Origin of the sequence: Escherichia sp. E10V5 (assembly GCF_004212315.1) — a bacterium.
Lineage (GTDB): Bacteria > Pseudomonadota > Gammaproteobacteria > Enterobacterales > Enterobacteriaceae > Escherichia.
On the sequence record NZ_RHJM01000007.1, the window covers coordinates 177,065 to 196,227 of the forward strand.

Consider the following 19,163-nt stretch of genomic DNA (forward strand, 5'->3'; position numbering starts at 1 on the left):
CCGTGGATACTACCACGCACATTTCACATCAGATGTGCGTGCCGGGGTTCACTTGTTGCGGACTTGTCGTGTTTTCTGCGTCCGCTAAGGAACCTTTAAAAACTGTCTTAGTGTCAGGGGCAGTTTTTAAAGATTTCCTGCATTTCTTTGTTACGCCTGATGCGCTGCGCTTATCAGGCCTACGGGTAATGACTTGTAGGCCGGATAAGGCGTTCACGCCGCATCCGGCTCTGGTTGCCTGATGCGACGCTTACGCGTCTTATCAGGCCTACGGTTTATGCATTACGCTGCAATAACATCGACTTGATATGGCCGATGGCGCGCGTCGGGTTCAGCCCTTTCGGACATACACTGACGCAGTTCATGATGCTGTGACAGCGGAATACACTGAATGCATCACTCAAACCGTCGAGGCGCTCGTCAGTCTCGGTATCACGGCTATCGATCAGGAAACGATATGCCGCTAACAAGCCTGCCGGGCCGATAAACTTATCGGGATTCCACCAGAAAGACGGACAAGAGGTTGAACAACATGCGCAGAGAATACATTCATACAGCCCGTCGAGTTTTTCGCGCTGCTCTGGCATCTGTAAATGCTCGCGAGCTGGCGGATTTTGCCCATTATTCAACAGGTAAGGTTTGATTTTCTCATATTGCGCATAGAATTGTCCCATGTCTACCACCAAATCGCGGACAACCGGTAAACCAGGTAACGGGCGAATTACAATTTTCTTACCCGGCTGGTTGAGTGCCGAAATTGGGGTAATACAGGCCAGACCATTCTTACCGTTCATGTTCAGACCGTCGGAACCACATACCCCTTCACGGCAGGAGCGGCGGAACGACAGGCTGGGATCTTTCTCTTTCAACTGGATAAGCGCATCCAGCAGCATCATGTCGCGACCTTCATCCGCTTCCAGGATGTAATCCTGCATACGCGGAGCATCATCAACATCCGGGTTATAGCGATAAATTGAAAACTCGAGTCTCATTTTCCTGTCTCCGCATTAGTAAGTACGAATCTTCGGCGGGAATGCCGGGCGCAGTTTCGGTTCCATGTTGACGCTTCGGCGCGTCATGGATTCCGACTCTGGCAGATACAGGGAGTGGCACAGCCAGTTTTCATCATCGCGATCCGGGAAGTCGAAGCGGCTATGCGCGCCACGGCTTTCGGTACGGAAGTTGGCAGAAACAGCCGTTGCATACGCCGTTTCCATCAGGTTATCCAGTTCCAGGCACTCAACGCGCTGGGTGTTGAACTCGCTGGAAGTGTCATCCAGGCGGGCATTTTTCAAACGCTCGCGGATAACTTTCAACTGCTCAAGACCTTTCGCCATCGCATCACCTTCACGGAAGACCGAGAAGTTATGCTGCATACATTCTTGCAGCGCTTTACGAATCGCCACCGGATCTTCACCGTTACGGTTGTTATTCCAGCGGTTCAGGCGATTGAGAGACGCTTCAACATCAGACTCGCTGGCATCGCGCAGTACGCCCTGCTCGGCAATAGACTCTTGCAGATGCAGACCCGCCGCACGACCAAATACCACCAGGTCCAGCAGCGAGTTGCCGCCCAGACGGTTGGCGCCGTGTACGGATACGCAGGCAATTTCACCTACCGCGAACAGCCCTGGGATCACCACATCTTCGCCTTTCTCGTTCACGGTCAGCGCCTGACCGGTCACTTTAGTCGGAATACCGCCCATCATGTAGTGACAGGTTGGGATTACCGGAATCGGCTCTTTCACCGGATCGACGTGAGCGAAGGTACGGGAGAGTTCCAGGATACCCGGCAGACGGGATTCGAGAACTTCTTTACCCAGGTGGTCAAGTTTCAGTTTCGCGTGTGGCCCCCACGGACCATCACAGCCGCGACCTTCACGGATTTCGATCATGATGGAACGCGCCACCACGTCACGGCCCGCCAGGTCTTTGGCGTTCGGCGCATAACGCTCCATAAAGCGTTCGCCATGTTTGTTCAGCAGATAACCGCCTTCACCACGGCAACCTTCGGTTACCAGTACGCCCGCACCTGCAATACCTGTCGGGTGGAACTGCCACATTTCCATATCCTGCACCGGTACGCCTGCACGGATAGCCATGCCGACACCGTCGCCAGTGTTAATGTGGGCGTTAGTGGTGGACTGATAAATACGCCCTGCCCCGCCAGTCGCCAGCACGGTAGCGCGAGCTTTAAAGTAAACCACTTCACCCGTTTCGATACACAGTGCGGTACAACCAACCACCGCGCCATCGGCGTTTTTCACCAGATCCAGCGCATACCATTCGGAGAAAATAGTGGTGTGGTTTTTCAGGTTCTGCTGATAAAGCGTGTGCAGCAGTGCGTGACCAGTACGGTCGGCAGCCGCCGCAGTACGTGCCGCCTGCTCGCCGCCGAAGTTTTTCGACTGACCGCCAAACGGACGTTGATAGATACGACCATCATCAAGGCGCGAGAACGGCAAGCCCATATGTTCCAGTTCCAGAATCGCTTCCGGCCCGGTTTTACACATATATTCAATCGCGTCCTGGTCACCGATATAGTCCGACCCTTTTACGGTGTCGTACATATGCCATTCCCAGTTATCTTCATGGGTATTACCCAGCGCCACGGTAATACCGCCCTGCGCAGACACGGTATGGGAACGGGTCGGGAAAACTTTAGAGAGCAGCGCACAGGTCTGGCCGCTCTGGGAAATTTGTAGCGCCGCGCGCATACCTGCGCCTCCGGCACCAATCACAACTGCATCAAATTCTCTGACTGGCAATTTCATCACACACCCCACACCACAACGAATCCATAAATCACGTAAACCACCAGTGCAACGACAATCACCAGTTGCAGAATCAGGCGCAAGGCCAGTGGTTTAACGTAGTCGGTCAACACCTGCCACATGCCGATCCAGGCATGGATCAAAATGGAAAACAGTGCCAGCAGAGTGAAGACTTTAGTGAACGCAGAGGCAAAGAAACCAATCCAGACGTCATATGTCAGTTCGCCACTGATAGCAAAAAAACCGACCATATAAATGATGTAAAGCGTCAGGACGATAGCAGTAGCGCGAACGAGGATGAAATCATGTACGCCATTGCGTCCTAATGCGGAGGCGTTGCTTACCATACGAGGACTCCTGCAAGAATTGAAAGCACGACAGTAATGACAAAGGAGATTTTGGCAGAGCGTTTACCCGCTTCGAATGTTTCTTCCAGATAGCCAAAATCCATCATCATGTGGCGAATACCTACGACGACGTGATATGCCAGAGCGGTAAGGATGCCCCACATGATAAATTTCACGAAGAAGCTGCCCATAATGGCGGAAGCTTGCTCGAAACCTTCAGGGGAAGAGAGGCTGGTACCCAGAAGCCACAGCAGGATGCCCACTGCAACAAACGTAATCACACCGGAAACGCGATGAAGAATGGACGCTATCGCCGTGATGGGGAACCGGATGGTCTGTAGGTCCAGATTAACAGGTCTTTGTTTTTTCACATTTCTTATCATGAATAACGCCCACATGCTGTTCTTATTATTCCCTGGGGACTACGGGTACAGAGGATAACTTTCTGTTACCTGGAGACGTCGGGATTTCCTTCCTCCGGTCTGCTTGCGGGTCAGACAGCGTCCTTTCTATAACTGCGCGTCATGCAAAACACTGCTTCCAGATGCGAAAACGACACGTTACAACGCTGGGTGGCTCGGGATTGCAGGGTGTTCCGGAGACCTGGCGGCAGTATAGGCTGTTCACAAAATCATTACAATTAACCTACATATAGTTTGTCTGGTTTTATCCGGAACAGTGATCTGGGTCACGATAACAACATTTATTTAATTTTTAACCATCGCATTTGACAATCATTCAACAAAGTTGTTACAAACATTACCAGGAAAAGCATATAATGCGTAAAAGTTATGGGGTCACTATTTCACCGAAGATTAACTTATGTAACAGTGTAGAAGTATTGACCAATCCATTCGAGACAGTTATTAGTGATAGACAGGTTTAATAATTCGGATTGCTAAGTGCTTGATTCGCCGTTTATTCGTCATCAATGAATTCTTTACCTGCAAGCGCCCAGAGCTCTGTACCCAGGTTTCCTCTCTTCCACAGAGCGGCGAGCCAAATAACAAACGGGTAAAGCCAGGTTGATGTGCGAAGGCAAATTTAAGTTCCGGCAGTCTTATGCAATAAGGCGCTAAGGAGACCTTAAATGGCTGATACAAAAGCAAAACTCACCCTCAATGGGAACACAGCTGTTGAACTGGATGTGCTGAAAGGCACGCTAGGTCAAGATGTTATCGATATCCGTACGCTTGGTTCAAAAGGCGTATTCACCTTTGACCCTGGTTTCACTTCAACAGCATCCTGCGAATCTAAAATTACTTTTATTGATGGTGATGAAGGTATTTTGCTGCATCGTGGCTTCCCGATCGATCAGCTGGCAACCGATTCTAACTACCTGGAAGTTTGCTACATCCTGTTGAATGGTGAAAAACCAACCCAGGAACAGTATGACGAGTTCAAAACGACGGTGACCCGTCATACCATGATCCACGAGCAGATTACCCGTCTGTTCCACGCTTTCCGTCGCGACTCGCATCCGATGGCGGTAATGTGCGGTATTACTGGTGCGCTGGCGGCGTTTTATCATGACTCTCTGGACGTCAATAACCCGCGCCATCGTGAAATCGCCGCGTTCCGCCTGTTGTCGAAAATGCCGACCATGGCAGCAATGTGCTACAAATATTCCATCGGGCAGCCGTTTGTTTACCCGCGTAATGACCTCTCCTACGCTGGAAACTTCCTGCACATGATGTTCTCCACGCCGTGCGAACCGTATGAAGTCAATCCGATTCTGGAACGCGCGATGGACCGTATTCTGATCCTGCATGCGGACCACGAACAAAACGCCTCTACTTCTACCGTACGTACCGCAGGTTCTTCGGGCGCAAACCCGTTTGCCTGTATCGCGGCAGGTATTGCTTCTCTGTGGGGACCAGCACACGGCGGCGCCAACGAAGCTGCACTGAAAATGCTGGAAGAAATCAGCTCGGTTAAACACATTCCGGAATTTGTTCGTCGTGCGAAAGACAAAAATGACTCTTTCCGTCTGATGGGCTTCGGTCACCGTGTGTACAAAAACTACGACCCGCGCGCGACTGTAATGCGTGAAACCTGCCATGAAGTGCTGAAAGAGCTGGGTACCAAAGATGACCTGCTGGAAGTGGCCATGGAGCTGGAAAACATCGCGCTGAACGACCCGTACTTTATCGAGAAGAAACTGTACCCGAACGTCGATTTCTACTCTGGTATCATCCTGAAAGCGATGGGCATTCCGTCTTCCATGTTCACCGTCATCTTCGCCATGGCCCGTACCGTTGGCTGGATCGCTCACTGGAGCGAAATGCATAGTGACGGCATGAAGATTGCCCGTCCGCGTCAGCTTTACACTGGTTACGAAAAACGCGACTTTAAAAGCGACATCAAGCGTTAACCATTGATTGCCTGACAGTAAATCCTTCTAACCCGTCTTTTCTATGGCGGGTTATTTTTATTTGCCTAAACACAAAAAATTGTAAAGATAAAATCCATTATCGGACCAACATAGATATTGTAAAAAAATAACACAGCTCATTTTATGAGCAATTTAATGGTTTTTTATTACCCTCTCCAGATAGCAACATTTTTAACCTCATGAAAATGAGGAAAATATCTAATAACCCTGCATCCTTTTCATTAAGCAATTAATTCACCGCATCAATTAATTGGCCTTGTGTTTAATACAGTTAACAATGTTTTTAAGTAAAACTAAAAACATTTGATATTCAAGTAAGTTATTCTGGTACCGCTATACTTTTTCTATTTCCTTAAAGGACTCCGTTATGTTTAAAGGACAAAAAACACTGGCGGCGCTGGCCGTATCTCTGTTAATTTCAGCCCCTGTTTATGCTGCAAATGAAGGCTCTGGTGAAATTCACTTTAAAGGTGAAGTTATTGAAGCGCCTTGTGAAATTAAGCAAGAAGACATTGATAAACAAGTAAATCTTGGTGAGGTGACCAAGACCCGCATCAACCAGGATCATCACAGTGCATTAACGCCTGTCGATATTCATTTAGTTAACTGTGACCTGCCAAATTCCGATAACGGTTCTGGTTCCGTAGTATCAAAAGTCTCAGTAACCTTTGACAGTTCGGCGAAAACCACGGGAGCCTCACCAATGCTCAGTAACACCAGCGCTGGTGAAGCCACTGGTGTTGGCGTGCGCTTAATGAACAAAGACCAGTCCAACATCACTCTGGGTTCAGAAAGTCCAGATATTGGGCTGGAACCAACAGCCACAGAACAAACACTAAACTTCTTCGCCTGGATGGAGCAGATTGATAACGGCACTCCCGTGACGGCGGGTGAAGTCACTGCCAACGCGACCTATGTGCTGGATTATAAATAATCACCGCGTCGTCATTGATTAATCTATACATATGACAGCGACGTATTACGGCGGCAAGTTAGCCGCCTTTCTTCAAATATTTATCAGGTATGGATGCCGTGAATATTTACCGAGTTTCTGTTTTATCCTGCCTGACAATGGCTATCCCCTCTGCATTGGCAGTGGAGTTTAACCTTAACGTCCTTGATAAATCGATGCGCGATAGCGTTGATATTTCTCTGCTCAATGAAAAAGGCGCTATCGTCCCCGGTGATTATTTTGTTAGCGTCGTTGTTAATAATATTCAAATCAGCAGTGGGCAATCTATTCACTGGCAAAAAGCCAACGACAAAACAATTCCCTGTATCAATGATTCCCTGTTGAGTAAATTTGGCCTTAAAGAAAAAATCCGCCAGACATTGCCGCAGGTTAATCAGTGTTTTGATTTTAGCGGCCTGCCGGAAATCGTCTTTACGTTTGATCAGACCAACCAACAACTTAATATCACGATTCCACAAGCCTGGCTGGCATGGCATTCAGACAACTGGGCGCCGCCTGAAACATGGGATGCCGGAGTTTCGGGTATCTTGCTGGACTACAACCTGTTTGCCAGCACTTATCGTCCGCAGGAAGGGAGCAGTAATACCAATCTGAATGCTTACGGTACAACGGGTATTAACGCCGGAGCATGGCGTTTGCGTAGCGATTACCAGCTCAACCAGTCCGACAATGGTGATGTGCATAATCAATCCGGGGCCATTTCCCGAACCTATCTGTTTCGCCCGCTACCACAACAAGGCTCCAGATTAACGCTTGGCGAAACCGATCTCAGCTCCAATATTTTTGACGGTTTTTCGTATACCGGTGCCGCCCTGACCAGCGATGACCGAATGCTTCCCTGGGAATTACGCGGATACGCACCGCAAATTAGCGGTGTGGCGCAAACTAACGCTACCGTCACCATAAGCCATACCGGACGCGTCATTTATCAGAAAAAAGTCCCGCCTGGCCCGTTTATCATTGATGACCTGAATCAGTCAGTTCAAGGCACACTGGATGTCAAAGTGACGGAGGAAGATGGTCGGGTTAATAATTTCCAGGTATCCGCAGCATCAACGCCTTTTCTGACCCGCCAGGGGCAGGTGCGTTATAAACTTGCAGCGGGTCGTCCGCGTCCTTCGTTGTCTCATCATACTGAAAACGAAACGTTTTTAAGTAATGAAGCTTCTTGGGGGGTGCTCTCCAATACTTCACTGTATGGCGGGTTGATTCTAGCCGGGGACGATTATCATTCTGGCGCGCTGGGTATAGGGCAAAATATGCTGTGGCTGGGGGCGCTCTCCTTCGACGTCACCTGGGCTAAAAGTCGTTTTGATAATCAACCGGACGAGAAAGGTTACAGTTATCGCTTCAACTACAGTAAACGGATAGATGCCACCGACAGTCTTCTTTCGATAGCGGCATATCGTTTCTCCGACCGCCATTTCCATAGCTACGCCAATTATATCGATCATAAATACAATGACGCTGATGCTCAGGATGAAAAAAGGACAATCAGCCTTTCCGCCGGGCAACCCATTACGCCGCTGAATCTCAACCTGTACGTCAACGTGTTGCGTCAAACCTGGTGGAATGCGGAGTCCTCCACAACCGCCAATATTACCGCTGGCTTTAACGTTGATATCGGTGACTGGAAAGATATTTCCGTCTCAACCTCATTTAACACCACACATTACGAAGACAAAGCTCGTGATAACCAGATTTACCTGTCCATTTCATTGCCTATTGGTGACGGTGGCCGCATTGGTTATGACATGCAGGACAGTAAAAATAGTACCTCGCACCGCATGTCGTGGAACGATACCCTGGATGACCGTAACAGTTGGGGAATATCGACCGGCCTGCAATCTGACCGCCCTGACAATGGCGCACAGGTTAGCGGCAATTATCAGCATCTTAGTTCTGCGGGCGAGTGGGATCTGTCTGGCACGTACGCCGCTAATGATTACAGCTCTGCCAGCACCAGCTGGAGTGGCTCCTTTACTGCTACACGCTATGGCGCTGCGTTTCATCGCCGTAGCTCCACCAACGAACCTCGTCTTATGGTTAGTACAGACGGTGTAGCCGACATTCCGATTCAGGGTAATCTCGACTACACCAACCGCTTTGGCATTGCGGTCGTACCGTTTGTCTCCAGTTACCAACCCTCGACTGTCGCGGTCAATATGAACGACTTGCCCAACGGCGTCACGGTATCCGAAAACGTGGTCAAAGAAACCTGGACGGAAGGTGCGATCGGCTATAAAGCGCTGGCTTCACGTTCTGGAAAAGATGTCAACGTCATCATCCGCGACTCCAGCGGTCATTTCCCACCACTCGGCGCCGATATCCGGCAAGAAGGAAGCGGAATCAGCATCGGAATGGTGGGGGAAGATGGCCACGCCTGGTTAAGTGGTGTGGGTGAAAGTCAGCGATTCACAATACTTTGGGGTGATAAACAGCGTTGTTTAATTCAGCTTCCTCAGCACCTGGAAGATATGAGTAAACGTCTGATTCTCCCCTGTCATTAATTAAGGAAAAGACAATGACAATTTTTAAAGGAATGCCCCTTATTCTGCTGATCGTGAGCTTATGCAGCCATGCTGCGTTACAGCCCGATCGCACTCGCATCGTGTTTAACGCCAAAGATAAAGCGACCAGCCTGCGGATAGAAAATCGCAGCGATAAACTTCCCTATCTCGCATACTCATGGATAGAAAATGACAAAGGGGATAAAAGCGATGATTTCCTCGTAGCCTTGCCGCCAATCCAACGTCTGGAAGCGAAAGCGACCTCGCAGGCGCGTATCGTCAAGCAATCTTCAACCAGCCAATTGCCGACCGATCGTGAGTCGCTGTTTTACTATAATCTGCGCGAGATCCCCCCCGCTCCGGAAAAAGCAACCGGTCATGCCATTCTTCAAGTTGCTATCCAGAGCCGTATAAAGTTGTTCTGGCGGCCCGCCGGATTACGCAAAAAATCGGGCGAGCATGTGGAATTACAGTTACAGGTCAGCCAGCAGAATAATCAGCTTACCCTGAAAAACCCGACCCCTTATTACCTGACCATCGCCTATCTTGGCCGCGATAAAAAAGGCATTCTGCCCGGCTTTAAAAGTACGCTCATAGCGCCTTTTGCTTCGGCAATCGCCAGTACGGGTAACTATAACGGCAACCAGTTTTATCTTGGTTATATGGATGACTATGGCGCGTTGCGTATGACGACGCTCAACTGTCAGGGGCCATGCAAAATGCAGCGCGTGGTGGAGGATAAACAATGAGTATAAGCAAAGGACTGTTACTCATTGCCTGTTTGTTATTTCTGCCCTTAAAAAACGCGTTGGCGCTGGACTGTTATTTTGGCGCCTCAGGCGGCTCGGTGGAAAAAGCAGAAACGATTATGCCATTCGCCGTCCCGGCTAACGCCAAAACGGGAGATAAAATCTGGGAATCCGATGATATTAAAATCCCCGTCTATTGTGATAACAATACCAACGGTGATTTCGAAAGTGAGCATGTATACGCGTGGGTAAACCCCTACCCCGGTATGCAGGATCGCTACTATCAACTCGGTGTAACCTATAACGGCGCTGATTATGACGCCAGCCTCGGAAAAAGCCGTATCGATACTAACCAATGCATCGACAGTAAAAAAATTGACATGTATACGCCAGAGCAAATTATCGCTATGGGATGGCAAAATAAAATTTGCTCTGGTGATCCTGCAAATATCCGTAAATCGCGAACATTTATGGCACGTATGCGACTGTACGTCAAACTACGCGAAATGCCGCCGCACGATTACCAAAGCACCCTTAGCGATTACACTATCGTACAATTTGATGGCGCTGGCAGCGTCAACGAAGATCCCTCGGCCAAGAACCTGAAATATCACATCTATGGGCTGGAAAATATTCGCGTTCTTGACTGCAGTGTCGACTTCGCCATTACCCCTGATAATCAGGTCATCGATTTTGGCAAATTTAACGTGCTGGATATTCGCCGTCACAATATAACAAAAACGTTTTCCATCAAAACGACCAAAACCCAAAATGGTGAATGCACCGATGGCTTCAAAGTCAGTTCTTCGTTTTATACCGAAGAAACATTGGTGGAAGGCGATCAGGCGCTGCTCGTGGGGAATGGATTGCGGCTACGTGTGCTGGATGAAAATTCTTCACCCTATACATTCAATAAATATTCTGAATACGCCGACTTTACCAGCGACATGCTGGTCTATGAAAAAACCTATACGGCAGAACTGTCATCTATAAGCGGCACCCCCATTGAGCCCGGCCCCTTTGATACCGTGGTGCTGTTCAAAATTAACTACAACTAAATTCTATTCACGCGGATAGAACGTTGTGTGTATCACTGTCGTTATATTGTTATCAACGTTCTGGCCTTCTGGTCAGAACGTTTTCTAACCAGAATATACTCTAAATTATTTTAAAAAACACCCCATCGGTTGACCATAGAAAAAATAATGCAAAAGCCTCCTGGTAAAATACCCCCGAAAAAATCACGGGGGTCATACTCAATCAAAGGGTATTACATTTATTGTTTAGACCAGCAGCAAAGATATTATCGGAATATAGGTAATGACCAACAGAAGTAAAATCAGACTTATCAGTAGTGGCACCGCTTCTCGTATAAATTGTCCGACTGAAACCTGTACGGTATTACACACCAGCAGCATCACCGTTCCGACAGGCGGTGATAACGTTCCTAACGATAAGTTGAGGATCATGATGATGCCAAAATGCACCGGATCAATGCCAAAATGCGCCACCACAGGTTTGAGCAACGGCACTAATATCAGCAGGATGGCGCTGCCTTCAAGGAACATGCCAAGCACCAGCAGCAATAGATTAATAATCAATAAAAAGACGTATTTATTATCGGTCAGAGAGGTCACAAACTCCGCAACTGTTATACCGGCCCGCTCAAGGGAAAATATCCAGCCCAGCGCGGCACTCGCCATAATGATTAACATGACTGAAGCCGTGGAACGCGCCGTCTCAGAGAGCGCAGTAAATACATGGCTGATTTTCAGTTCGCGATAAATGACAAAACCAATAAATATCACCAACAATACCGCCACTGCTCCGGCTTCCGTTGGCGTGAAGATATTTGCCCGAATGCCGCCGATAACCGCAACGATTAAAAACAGTGCTGGCCAGGCCTGCACCAGAGCCACCGACACTTCTTTCGGTTTTGGCCAGTGTTCGCTGGAAGGCTTTAAATCGCGACGAATAGCCACCAGCCAGACGGTGACAATCAACATCGCGGCGCACAGCAGTCCCGGAAGGATCCCGGCCATAAACATGGAACCGATGGAGACATCCGCCACCAGTCCGTAAAGGATCAGAGCAATACCCGGTGGGATAATAGGCGTGATCAGCGAGCCGCTGGCAGTTATCGCAGCGGCAAAGCCACGGGAATAACCTTTCTGTTCCATTTCCGGCACCATCATGCGCGACAACATCGCAGCATCCGCCAGGTTAGAAGCACTGACGCCGCCCATCATGGTACTCACCAGAATGTTAGCCCCGCCCAGGCCACCGCGCATTCTACCAACCAACACGTTGGCAATTTGCAAAATACGCGCGGCAATACCGGTATAGCTCATTAGCGTACCTAATAAGATAAAAAACGGAATAGCTAACAGCGAAGGAGTTTGCGTCGTGGCAATCAAACGCTGAATTGCCACCATTAACGGTACGTTTGAATAGCAAAGGAAGTAGGTCAGAATGCCGCAAAACATCGCCAGCCATACCGGCATATTAATAAATAAACAGATGAACATCAGCGGAATGATCATCAGCCAGTTATCCAGCCAACTTCCCGCCAGTAATTCACTCAATGCGGTCATTATTCACCTTCCTTGTTGGGTGTTTTCTTTATCAGGTGTAAGGCGGTAAAACAGGCAATGCCGATAGCGCCAACCGTGACGGCAATATCGATCCAGAACCAGGATATTTTTAATATTTGTGTTGTTTTAAACGCTGTCCCGGCAGCTAATTTCCATGCAGACCAGGCCATAACAACCAGCAAAATAATAGATATCAGAGAGACAAATAAGGTTAATACGCGTTGCCAGCGAGGTGTAAGTGCATCAGCTAAAAATGGAATAGACAAATGAGTATTATCTCTTTCAGCAACAACGGCACCGAACATCACCACCCAAACCATTAATAACCCGGAGATTTCTTCTGTCCATTGTAATGGCATATTAAATACGTAGCGCATGATTACCGCGCCAATGGTTATTATCACTAATAAAAAGAGCGTTAATACTGCGGCAACTTCAATTACTTTCCCTAAAAGACGCATACACACCTCTGCTCTTAACGGTCGGTGCCGAAACACCGACCTGTCCTTGTGCCATGAAGTTATTTCAGCTGTTGCTGAATAGTGTCATATAACCCCGGGGTCCATTCCGGGAATTGTTGGTACACTTTTAAGGCTTTTTCTTTGAAAGGAGCCACGTCAGGATAGATGATTTCCACGCCCTGCTCCTGCATGGTTTTCAACATTGCAGCGTCCTGCTCGGTGGTAATTTTCTGGCTATATAAACCAGCTTCATACGCTGTCTGGTGAATAATATCTAACTGCGCAGGTGTCAGGGTACTGAAAAACGCTTCTCCACCCAACCATAATGATGTGTTGGTCAGATAGTTCACCATTGACAGATATTTCGCCTGCTCATGCAGTTTTTGCCCATACAGAACAGAAACCGGGTTTTCCACACCATCGATCATTCCCTGAGTCAGCGCCGGATAAACGTCTCCCAGCGGCATCGGCGTTGGCGTTGCGCCCATTGCTTCAATGGCCTTAATCTGCATGACGTTATTCGGTACGCGAATCTTCATTCCTTTCAGGTCTTCCGGTGTACGAATTGGTTTTTTAGCAATGATCTGCCGGGTACCGTACAGATAGTTGCTCATGACAATATGCACACCTTTTTCCCGCAGCTTTTGTTCTTTCTGTTTAAACCAGTCGCTGGCATAAATCGCAAACAGTTTCTGCGGATCGTCGGTTAAATAAGGCCCAAATAATATTCCCAGGTCTGCATCATAGTCAGTTAAAAAACCAACATCACTGATGGTGATAATATTCATCCCCATCAACGCTTGCTCTGTAATATCTTGTTTAGAACCTAACTGTGAACTTGGGTAAAGCTCGAAAACAATATCTCCATTGCTTTTTTTCTTCACAAGATCTGCCCAGTACTTCACTACTGTATCCGCGGGTTCGCCAGGGTTACTTTCATAGGCGATTTTGATAGTTACCGGTGCGGCATTCAGCATCGGACTTAATATAGCGAAAAGAAATAAAAATGACGTCAGTAATTTCTTCATTATTATTACCTGTGAGAGCTTTATTGATTAACGGGGATCTGCCCGACAGACTGCGTTTTTGTTGTAATCAAATGCTTTATACGTTAAAACAAACTCCTGATGTTCCAGTCGTTCTGCGGCACAATGTTGACCGTTGGAGACATTTTCAATCACCTGCATAATATCGCCCGCAATGTCGTCGAGCGTTGCGCCTTCGCTAATAACTCGTCCGGCATTTACGTCCATATCGTCAGATAAATGCTCCCACGTCTGCGGGTTATTACACACTTTAATAATCGGTGCGATCACAGAACCAATAACCGAACCGCGCCCCGTGGTAAATAACACCATATGACAGCCAGAGGCGATAAGTTCCAGCGCTTCTGATGAGTCATTAATATTCGGATAACCAAAACGTGGCTCACCATCAGGCACAACGTCCATCAACCAAAGTCCGGGAAAAGGTGTTTGTTGTGTCGGTAAAATAACACCAGCAATATGCGCATCACCCGATTTGGTATATGCCCCGAGGGATTTTTCTTCCTGCGTGGTTAAGCCACCTTCGGCATTACCATTGGAAAAACTCCCCAGCCCCATCAAACTGTAATAACGCTCTGCTTTTGTCATTGCCGCTTCGATGGCATCACGTGCCTGCGGACTGCCCGCTCGCGACATCATATGTTGCTCACAACCAAGCAACTCACCGCTTTCTTCAAAAATGCAGGTAGCCCCTTTCTCCAGCAACTGGTCAAAGGCACGCCCTACTGCCGGATTGCCCGTGATACCACTGGTGCCATCGGAACCACCGCAGATAGTGCCAACCACCAGGTCGCTCCAGTTCAGAGTACAACGCGGTGTATCCGCAAGCTGTTCCAGCATTTCAGCGACCAACTGCTTACCCTGAGTAATGGTGTTGGTCGTACCTTTATTTTCCTGAATCACCAGCGTATGACACGGTCGCCCGCTTTCGCGAACTTCTTGCTCCAGCCGACGGCGATCGAAACTCTCGCATCCCAGCGAAATAATCAGTACGCCGCCAACGTTGCTATGCGTCGCCAGATTTTTCACCAGCCGATAGCCGTAATCGCTGGGATAACAACCTGAAAAACCAAAATACTGCACATCGTGACAAGGAAATCCCTCGGCAATCTTTTTAGCGACGTGGCTGGCACACTCCACCATAAAGATTACCTGCACAGTATTACGAATACCCGGTCGGCCATTTTGCCGTACATAACCTTCCATTATGCTTTTTCCTCTGGCTGATAGCCGGCATCATCATGATGAAAAATGGCGATGGCATTGCTGGCAAGATTATGGGAATGCACATGTTCACCCATGGCAATATCACGAGTGGCATGTCCGATAATGGCGCCATATTTCAGAATCGAATCACCATTGTTCAGCGCTTCGCAGGCCAGTTTGTGACCCAGGGTAACGGAACTACAGGCCACCATTTCCCCCTCATCCCACCAGACAATATCGCCACTGGCGATGTCATTCAGCGCGACTACACAGTTATCTTTGGCATGTCGCTTTAACGCACGTTTGCGCATAATTCCTCCGTACATCAGAAGCCGATCAATGCGCCGCCATCGACCACCAGCACCTGACCACTGACAAATGCCGCTGCGTCTGAAGCCAGGTAAACCGCTGCCCAACCGATATCTTCCGGCTTACCGAATTTTTTCATCGGTGTACGACCAAGGATTTTGTTACGGCGTTCGTCATCGCCTTCAATGGCCTTACGCAACATTGGTGTATCGATCCAACCAGGCGCAATGCCATTGACGCGAATCCCGTGTCCGGCAAGCTCCGTGGTCATACCGCGAATCATGCCGAGATAGGCTGACTTCGCAGCGCTGTAGCCAGTAACCAGAGGCTGCCCAAGAAATGAGGTCATAGAGGCGGTAAACAGAACACAACCTTGACCGCGTTGTTTCATATGCGGCACAAGGGCTTTGGTTAACGCAAATGCACCGACCACGTGAACGTCGAGCACTGACTCAAAATCACTGACGCTCATCTCTTCAATCGGTTTTTTACAGTGATTGCCTGCGTTATTGACCAGGATATCGATAGCCCCGTGTTCGCTAATAAGCGCATCAACTTTTTCCTGCGCGGCTGCGGTATCCCCGACATCCATTTGTATCCAACTGGCCTGCGACCCCAATGTTCCGGCAGTAGCTTTTGCCAGCTCGCTGTTCATGTCAGCAATAATGACCTTCGCCCCGCTGACTATCATGCATTTGGCCATTGCCAGCCCCAGTCCACTGGCCGCCCCTGTAATCAGCGCTGTTTTGTTATGTAAAGAAAAAGCATTCATGGTGTCGCTCCTTAAAGGTCAATGAGGATTTTGGTATACGCGCCGGGATCACTTGCCCAGTCGCTAAAAGCGTGATCAGCCTGTTCCAGCGGATAGTGAGCGCTCACCAGATTGCTGACCGGATAACGCCCGGACACCATCAACGCCAGCACGGCACGAAAATCCGCCACGGTGGCATTGCGCGAACCACGGATATCCAGTTCTTTCATCAGGAACTGCGCACTCTGATAACTCACTGGTTGTTTGGCGTAACCGACATAAACCACACGACCGCTAAACGCCACCAGCCCTGTAGCCTGTTCAATGGTTTGTTGATTACCCACCGCTTCAATCACCACTTCCGGGCCGCGACCGTCATTTAACAGCGCCAGTTCTGCCGCCACGTCACATTGCTGCGAATTAAGAAAACGTTGCGCGCCGCACTCCTGGGCAATGTTCTGCTTGCGATCATCAATATCGATAGCAATTACGCGCGCGCCCATCGCGGATGCCGCAGCGATAGCGCCAAGGCCAATTACCCCACAACCGATAACTGCGACCCATTCACCCACATTAATTTGCGCACGTCTGGCTGCATGTAGTCCCACCGCCAGCGGTTCTACCAGCGCTAACTCATCAACACTTAAGGCATTACAAACAATGACCTTATGTGCAGGCATCGTCAGTTGTTGCGCCATCCCACCCTGACGCTGTACACCGAGAGTCTGGTTGTTCTTACAGGCGTTAGGACGACCGCTCAGACAGGAGCTGCACACGCCACACTCAGTGCAAGGCAGAACGACCACCCGGTCACCAGGCTTGATCGCCCCCGCCATATCGCCAGTTGCCAGCACCGTGCCGCCAATTTCATGCCCCGGAATACAGGGATAATTAACCAGCGGATTCAGCCCCCGCCAGGTATTGAGGTCAGAGCCACACAGCCCAACACGCTCAACATTGATAAGCACTTCTCCTTTCCCGCAGACCGGTTCGGGGATATCAACAAATCGCGCCTGACTTCCCTGCTCAATGGTTAATGCCTTCATTCGTTGCTCTCCTTACATTACGCCGAAGGTTTCAAAGGCCTGTACCGTGCTCATGCCATCACTGATGGCTTTGCGCACTTCACTTTCAGTTGCCACTTTTTCCAGGGCCTGGCTAATAACTTCTTTCTCAACGGTCTGAGGAATAATCAGCAAGCCATCACGATCGCCAAACACGATATCGCCCGGATTCACCCGCACACCGTGAAATTCGATGGGTACGCCGAAATCGATAACTTTGCCGCGCGGACCTTGATCCTGTGCGTAAGTGCCATGGCAAAAGGTGGGAAATTTCAATTCAAGAATTTCAGCAGAGTCACGGGCGTAACCATCAAGTACCGCACCTGCTGCTTTCAGATGCATGGCACGGGTAGACATCAACCCGCCCCATAACGCATAGCGCAGAGAGCTGCCCGTAGTGATGTAAACATCATTCTCTTTGAGGGCATCCAGCGCTTCAAACATGATGCCAAACGGTTTTTCGCCGATCGCCGTCTTACCCGACGTCGATTTGGTTTCGTAAACGTCGGACTCCAGCACCGGCATTGCCCGGCCTGCCACCACCATATTCACCTCCAGCGGCTTGATTGCCGGAGAAACAAACTGGTGCATATAGCCCAGCGTGTCGAGAATATCGCCAACCACGGCGGTAAATAGCCGGGTTTTCATCAACGCAAAAAGTTCGTTATCACTCTTCCACATCATATTTACCTATAATCCTGTTTAACAGGTTTACAGGGTAAGGAGAAAAAGCGCACAATACTGCGATGGGCGTCACGAAAAAATTGGGTATTTACTATTTCTTCGCCACGCTTTGACGCAATATGTCTTTGATTCGCACTGCATGGCGGGCGCACAGGCGCAGTAGTCTATTGATAATCAAGGGTTCTGGAGGAAAATATGAAGGATACAGTCCCGGTATTCTGGATTTTACCGACCAGGAAAAAGTACAACAGGAGTAAAAATGAGTGAGAGTGCGTTATTGACCAGCGTAACGTTATCGTCACAGGTCAAAAATCATATTCTTAACCTGATCGCCGAACAAAAATTGACACCGGGGATGCCTGTTCCCAGTGAAGTTCAGTTGATTCAGAAATTGGGCGTCAGTCGGGGTATTGTGCGTGAGGCCTATCGTTCACTTGCCGCCCTGGGGATTCTGGAAACGCACAGCGGTAAAGTGCCACGAATCAAAAAATTTGATGATGAAGTGCTGCGCGTGGTGTTTGGATTTGCCCTGGCGACCGAACAAGTGACAACAGAGCAAATTCTTCAAGTACGCCGCTGGCTGGAGTTGGGCGTTGTGGAAGCGGCTGCCCGTAATGGCGAAGAGGAAGATTTTGCTAACCTACGGGCTGAAATGGCAAAAATCCGCGAACAGTTCGATGATGTTGAAAGCTTTATCACCCATGATATCCGCTTCCATCAGTTACTCGCCGTTGCCTCAAAAAATCCGCTTTTTATGATGTTATTGCAGGCATTACATCAGCAGTTGCGGCAATCCATCCAGGAGGGGTTAAACGCCCAAAGCGATCAAAAAGAGTATGGCAATCACATCATCACACTACACCAGAAAATCTGCGACGCGGTGTGTGCCAGAGATGTCGAAACGGCGACTCAAGCCATGAAATCACACTTCGACAGCCCGGTCAGTGCACTGATCAATAATTCCTCGCCTTGACATCCTCCACGCCCTGAATGACGAGGATCCCTGCTACGTTCAGCCTGTCGCCTGAATCATTTCGGTGGGTTCCTGCTTCAACGGGCGGCCTGACTGCACCATCCCTCCACAGGCAAGAACGGCGTGCCCCGCCGCTAAAATGTTACGAGCGCCGTTTACATCGGCGTTCGCTGTATATCCACATACCTGGCATCTGAATTTACTTTGTGACAGGCGATTTTCTTTCGCTGTATGACCACAGCACGCGCAACGCTGGCTTGTGTACGCTGGCGGAACCGCAAGCACCTGACCGCCACGCCAGAGCTCTTTGTACTCAAGCTGGCGGCG

Annotated in this window: 20 protein-coding genes; 7 read left to right on the forward strand and 13 right to left on the reverse strand. The window is 49.1% G+C overall.

The window, feature by feature from the left end:
- Positions 1-275: 275 nt before the first annotated feature.
- From sdhB to sdhC, 4 genes are read right to left on the reverse strand one after another with little or no spacing between them, the layout of a single operon-like run.
- On the reverse strand, positions 276-992 hold the full coding sequence (sdhB, locus tag D9738_RS06780; protein WP_130209870.1) for a succinate dehydrogenase iron-sulfur subunit SdhB: 717 nt from the start codon (positions 990-992) through the stop codon (positions 276-278).
- Between the two features lie 15 nt (positions 993-1,007).
- A complete protein-coding gene (gene sdhA / locus D9738_RS06785; RefSeq protein WP_130259812.1) occupies positions 1,008-2,774 on the reverse strand; it encodes a succinate dehydrogenase flavoprotein subunit in 1,767 nt (588 codons plus the stop codon).
- The gene (gene sdhD / locus D9738_RS06790; RefSeq protein ID WP_130209866.1) at positions 2,774-3,121 is read right to left on the reverse strand and encodes a succinate dehydrogenase membrane anchor subunit; all 348 of its coding nucleotides are present in this window, start codon (positions 3,119-3,121) and stop codon (positions 2,774-2,776) included. Before sdhD ends, sdhA begins: the two co-directional genes overlap by 1 nt.
- The gene (gene sdhC / locus D9738_RS06795; RefSeq protein WP_165383175.1) at positions 3,115-3,519 is read right to left on the reverse strand and encodes a succinate dehydrogenase cytochrome b556 subunit; all 405 of its coding nucleotides are present in this window, start codon (positions 3,517-3,519) and stop codon (positions 3,115-3,117) included. The genes sdhD and sdhC overlap by 7 nt, the downstream gene beginning before the upstream one ends.
- 380 nt (positions 3,520-3,899) lie before the next feature.
- Here sdhC and D9738_RS06800 point away from each other — a divergent pair, with 380 nt between their 5' ends.
- From D9738_RS06800 to D9738_RS06825, 6 genes are all read left to right on the forward strand, one after another.
- A complete protein-coding gene (locus tag D9738_RS06800) occupies positions 3,900-4,007 on the forward strand; it encodes a hypothetical protein (protein WP_130209864.1) in 108 nt (35 codons plus the stop codon).
- A gap of 204 nt (positions 4,008-4,211) precedes the next feature.
- Positions 4,212-5,495 carry a citrate synthase gene (gene gltA / locus D9738_RS06805; RefSeq protein ID WP_064528891.1) on the forward strand — a complete coding sequence of 428 codons (1,284 nt, stop codon included), beginning with the start codon at positions 4,212-4,214 and terminating at the stop codon, positions 5,493-5,495.
- Between the two features lie 388 nt (positions 5,496-5,883).
- Complete coding sequence (locus D9738_RS06810) at positions 5,884-6,450, forward strand: fimbrial protein (RefSeq protein ID WP_130209862.1); 567 nt, start codon at positions 5,884-5,886, stop codon at positions 6,448-6,450.
- A gap of 89 nt (positions 6,451-6,539) precedes the next feature.
- A complete protein-coding gene (locus D9738_RS06815; protein ID WP_165383321.1) occupies positions 6,540-8,999 on the forward strand; it encodes a fimbria/pilus outer membrane usher protein in 2,460 nt (819 codons plus the stop codon).
- A 14-nt stretch (positions 9,000-9,013) separates the two neighbouring features.
- Complete coding sequence (locus D9738_RS06820; protein ID WP_130259814.1) at positions 9,014-9,748, forward strand: molecular chaperone; 735 nt, start codon at positions 9,014-9,016, stop codon at positions 9,746-9,748.
- Positions 9,745-10,806, forward strand: a complete 1,062-nt coding sequence (locus D9738_RS06825; RefSeq protein ID WP_130259815.1) for a fimbrial protein — start codon at positions 9,745-9,747, stop codon at positions 10,804-10,806. The genes D9738_RS06820 and D9738_RS06825 overlap by 4 nt, the downstream gene beginning before the upstream one ends.
- A 225-nt stretch (positions 10,807-11,031) precedes the next feature.
- Here the strand turns inward: D9738_RS06825 and D9738_RS06830 are convergent, their stop codons facing one another.
- From D9738_RS06830 to D9738_RS06865, 8 genes are read right to left on the reverse strand one after another with little or no spacing between them, the layout of a single operon-like run.
- A complete protein-coding gene (locus D9738_RS06830) occupies positions 11,032-12,342 on the reverse strand; it encodes a TRAP transporter large permease (protein WP_130259816.1) in 1,311 nt (436 codons plus the stop codon).
- A complete protein-coding gene (locus D9738_RS06835) occupies positions 12,342-12,803 on the reverse strand; it encodes a TRAP transporter small permease (RefSeq protein ID WP_130209852.1) in 462 nt (153 codons plus the stop codon). The genes D9738_RS06830 and D9738_RS06835 overlap by 1 nt, the downstream gene beginning before the upstream one ends.
- A 59-nt stretch (positions 12,804-12,862) precedes the next feature.
- Positions 12,863-13,831 (reverse strand): C4-dicarboxylate TRAP transporter substrate-binding protein, encoded by a 969-nt coding sequence (locus D9738_RS06840; protein WP_130259817.1) that lies wholly within the window; start codon positions 13,829-13,831, stop codon positions 12,863-12,865.
- Between the two features lie 27 nt (positions 13,832-13,858).
- The gene (locus D9738_RS06845; protein ID WP_130259818.1) at positions 13,859-15,055 is read right to left on the reverse strand and encodes a UxaA family hydrolase; all 1,197 of its coding nucleotides are present in this window, start codon (positions 15,053-15,055) and stop codon (positions 13,859-13,861) included.
- Complete coding sequence (locus D9738_RS06850) at positions 15,055-15,366, reverse strand: UxaA family hydrolase (protein ID WP_130259819.1); 312 nt, start codon at positions 15,364-15,366, stop codon at positions 15,055-15,057. The genes D9738_RS06845 and D9738_RS06850 overlap by 1 nt, the downstream gene beginning before the upstream one ends.
- A 14-nt stretch (positions 15,367-15,380) precedes the next feature.
- Complete coding sequence (locus D9738_RS06855) at positions 15,381-16,136, reverse strand: SDR family NAD(P)-dependent oxidoreductase (RefSeq protein ID WP_130259820.1); 756 nt, start codon at positions 16,134-16,136, stop codon at positions 15,381-15,383.
- Between the two features lie 11 nt (positions 16,137-16,147).
- Positions 16,148-17,161 (reverse strand): zinc-binding alcohol dehydrogenase family protein, encoded by a 1,014-nt coding sequence (locus D9738_RS06860; protein WP_130259821.1) that lies wholly within the window; start codon positions 17,159-17,161, stop codon positions 16,148-16,150.
- 12 nt (positions 17,162-17,173) lie between these two features.
- Complete coding sequence (locus D9738_RS06865) at positions 17,174-17,863, reverse strand: RraA family protein (RefSeq protein ID WP_240780257.1); 690 nt, start codon at positions 17,861-17,863, stop codon at positions 17,174-17,176.
- A gap of 259 nt (positions 17,864-18,122) precedes the next feature.
- Between D9738_RS06865 and D9738_RS06870 the strand changes: the two genes are divergently transcribed.
- Entirely contained in the window at positions 18,123-18,836 is a 714-nt protein-coding gene (locus D9738_RS06870) for a FadR/GntR family transcriptional regulator (RefSeq protein WP_130209844.1), read from the forward strand.
- A gap of 39 nt (positions 18,837-18,875) precedes the next feature.
- Here D9738_RS06870 and D9738_RS06875 read toward each other — a convergent pair.
- Positions 18,876-19,163, reverse strand: a 288-nt coding sequence (locus tag D9738_RS06875; RefSeq protein WP_130259822.1) for a zinc ribbon domain-containing protein, incomplete at its 5' end; no start/stop codon positions are given.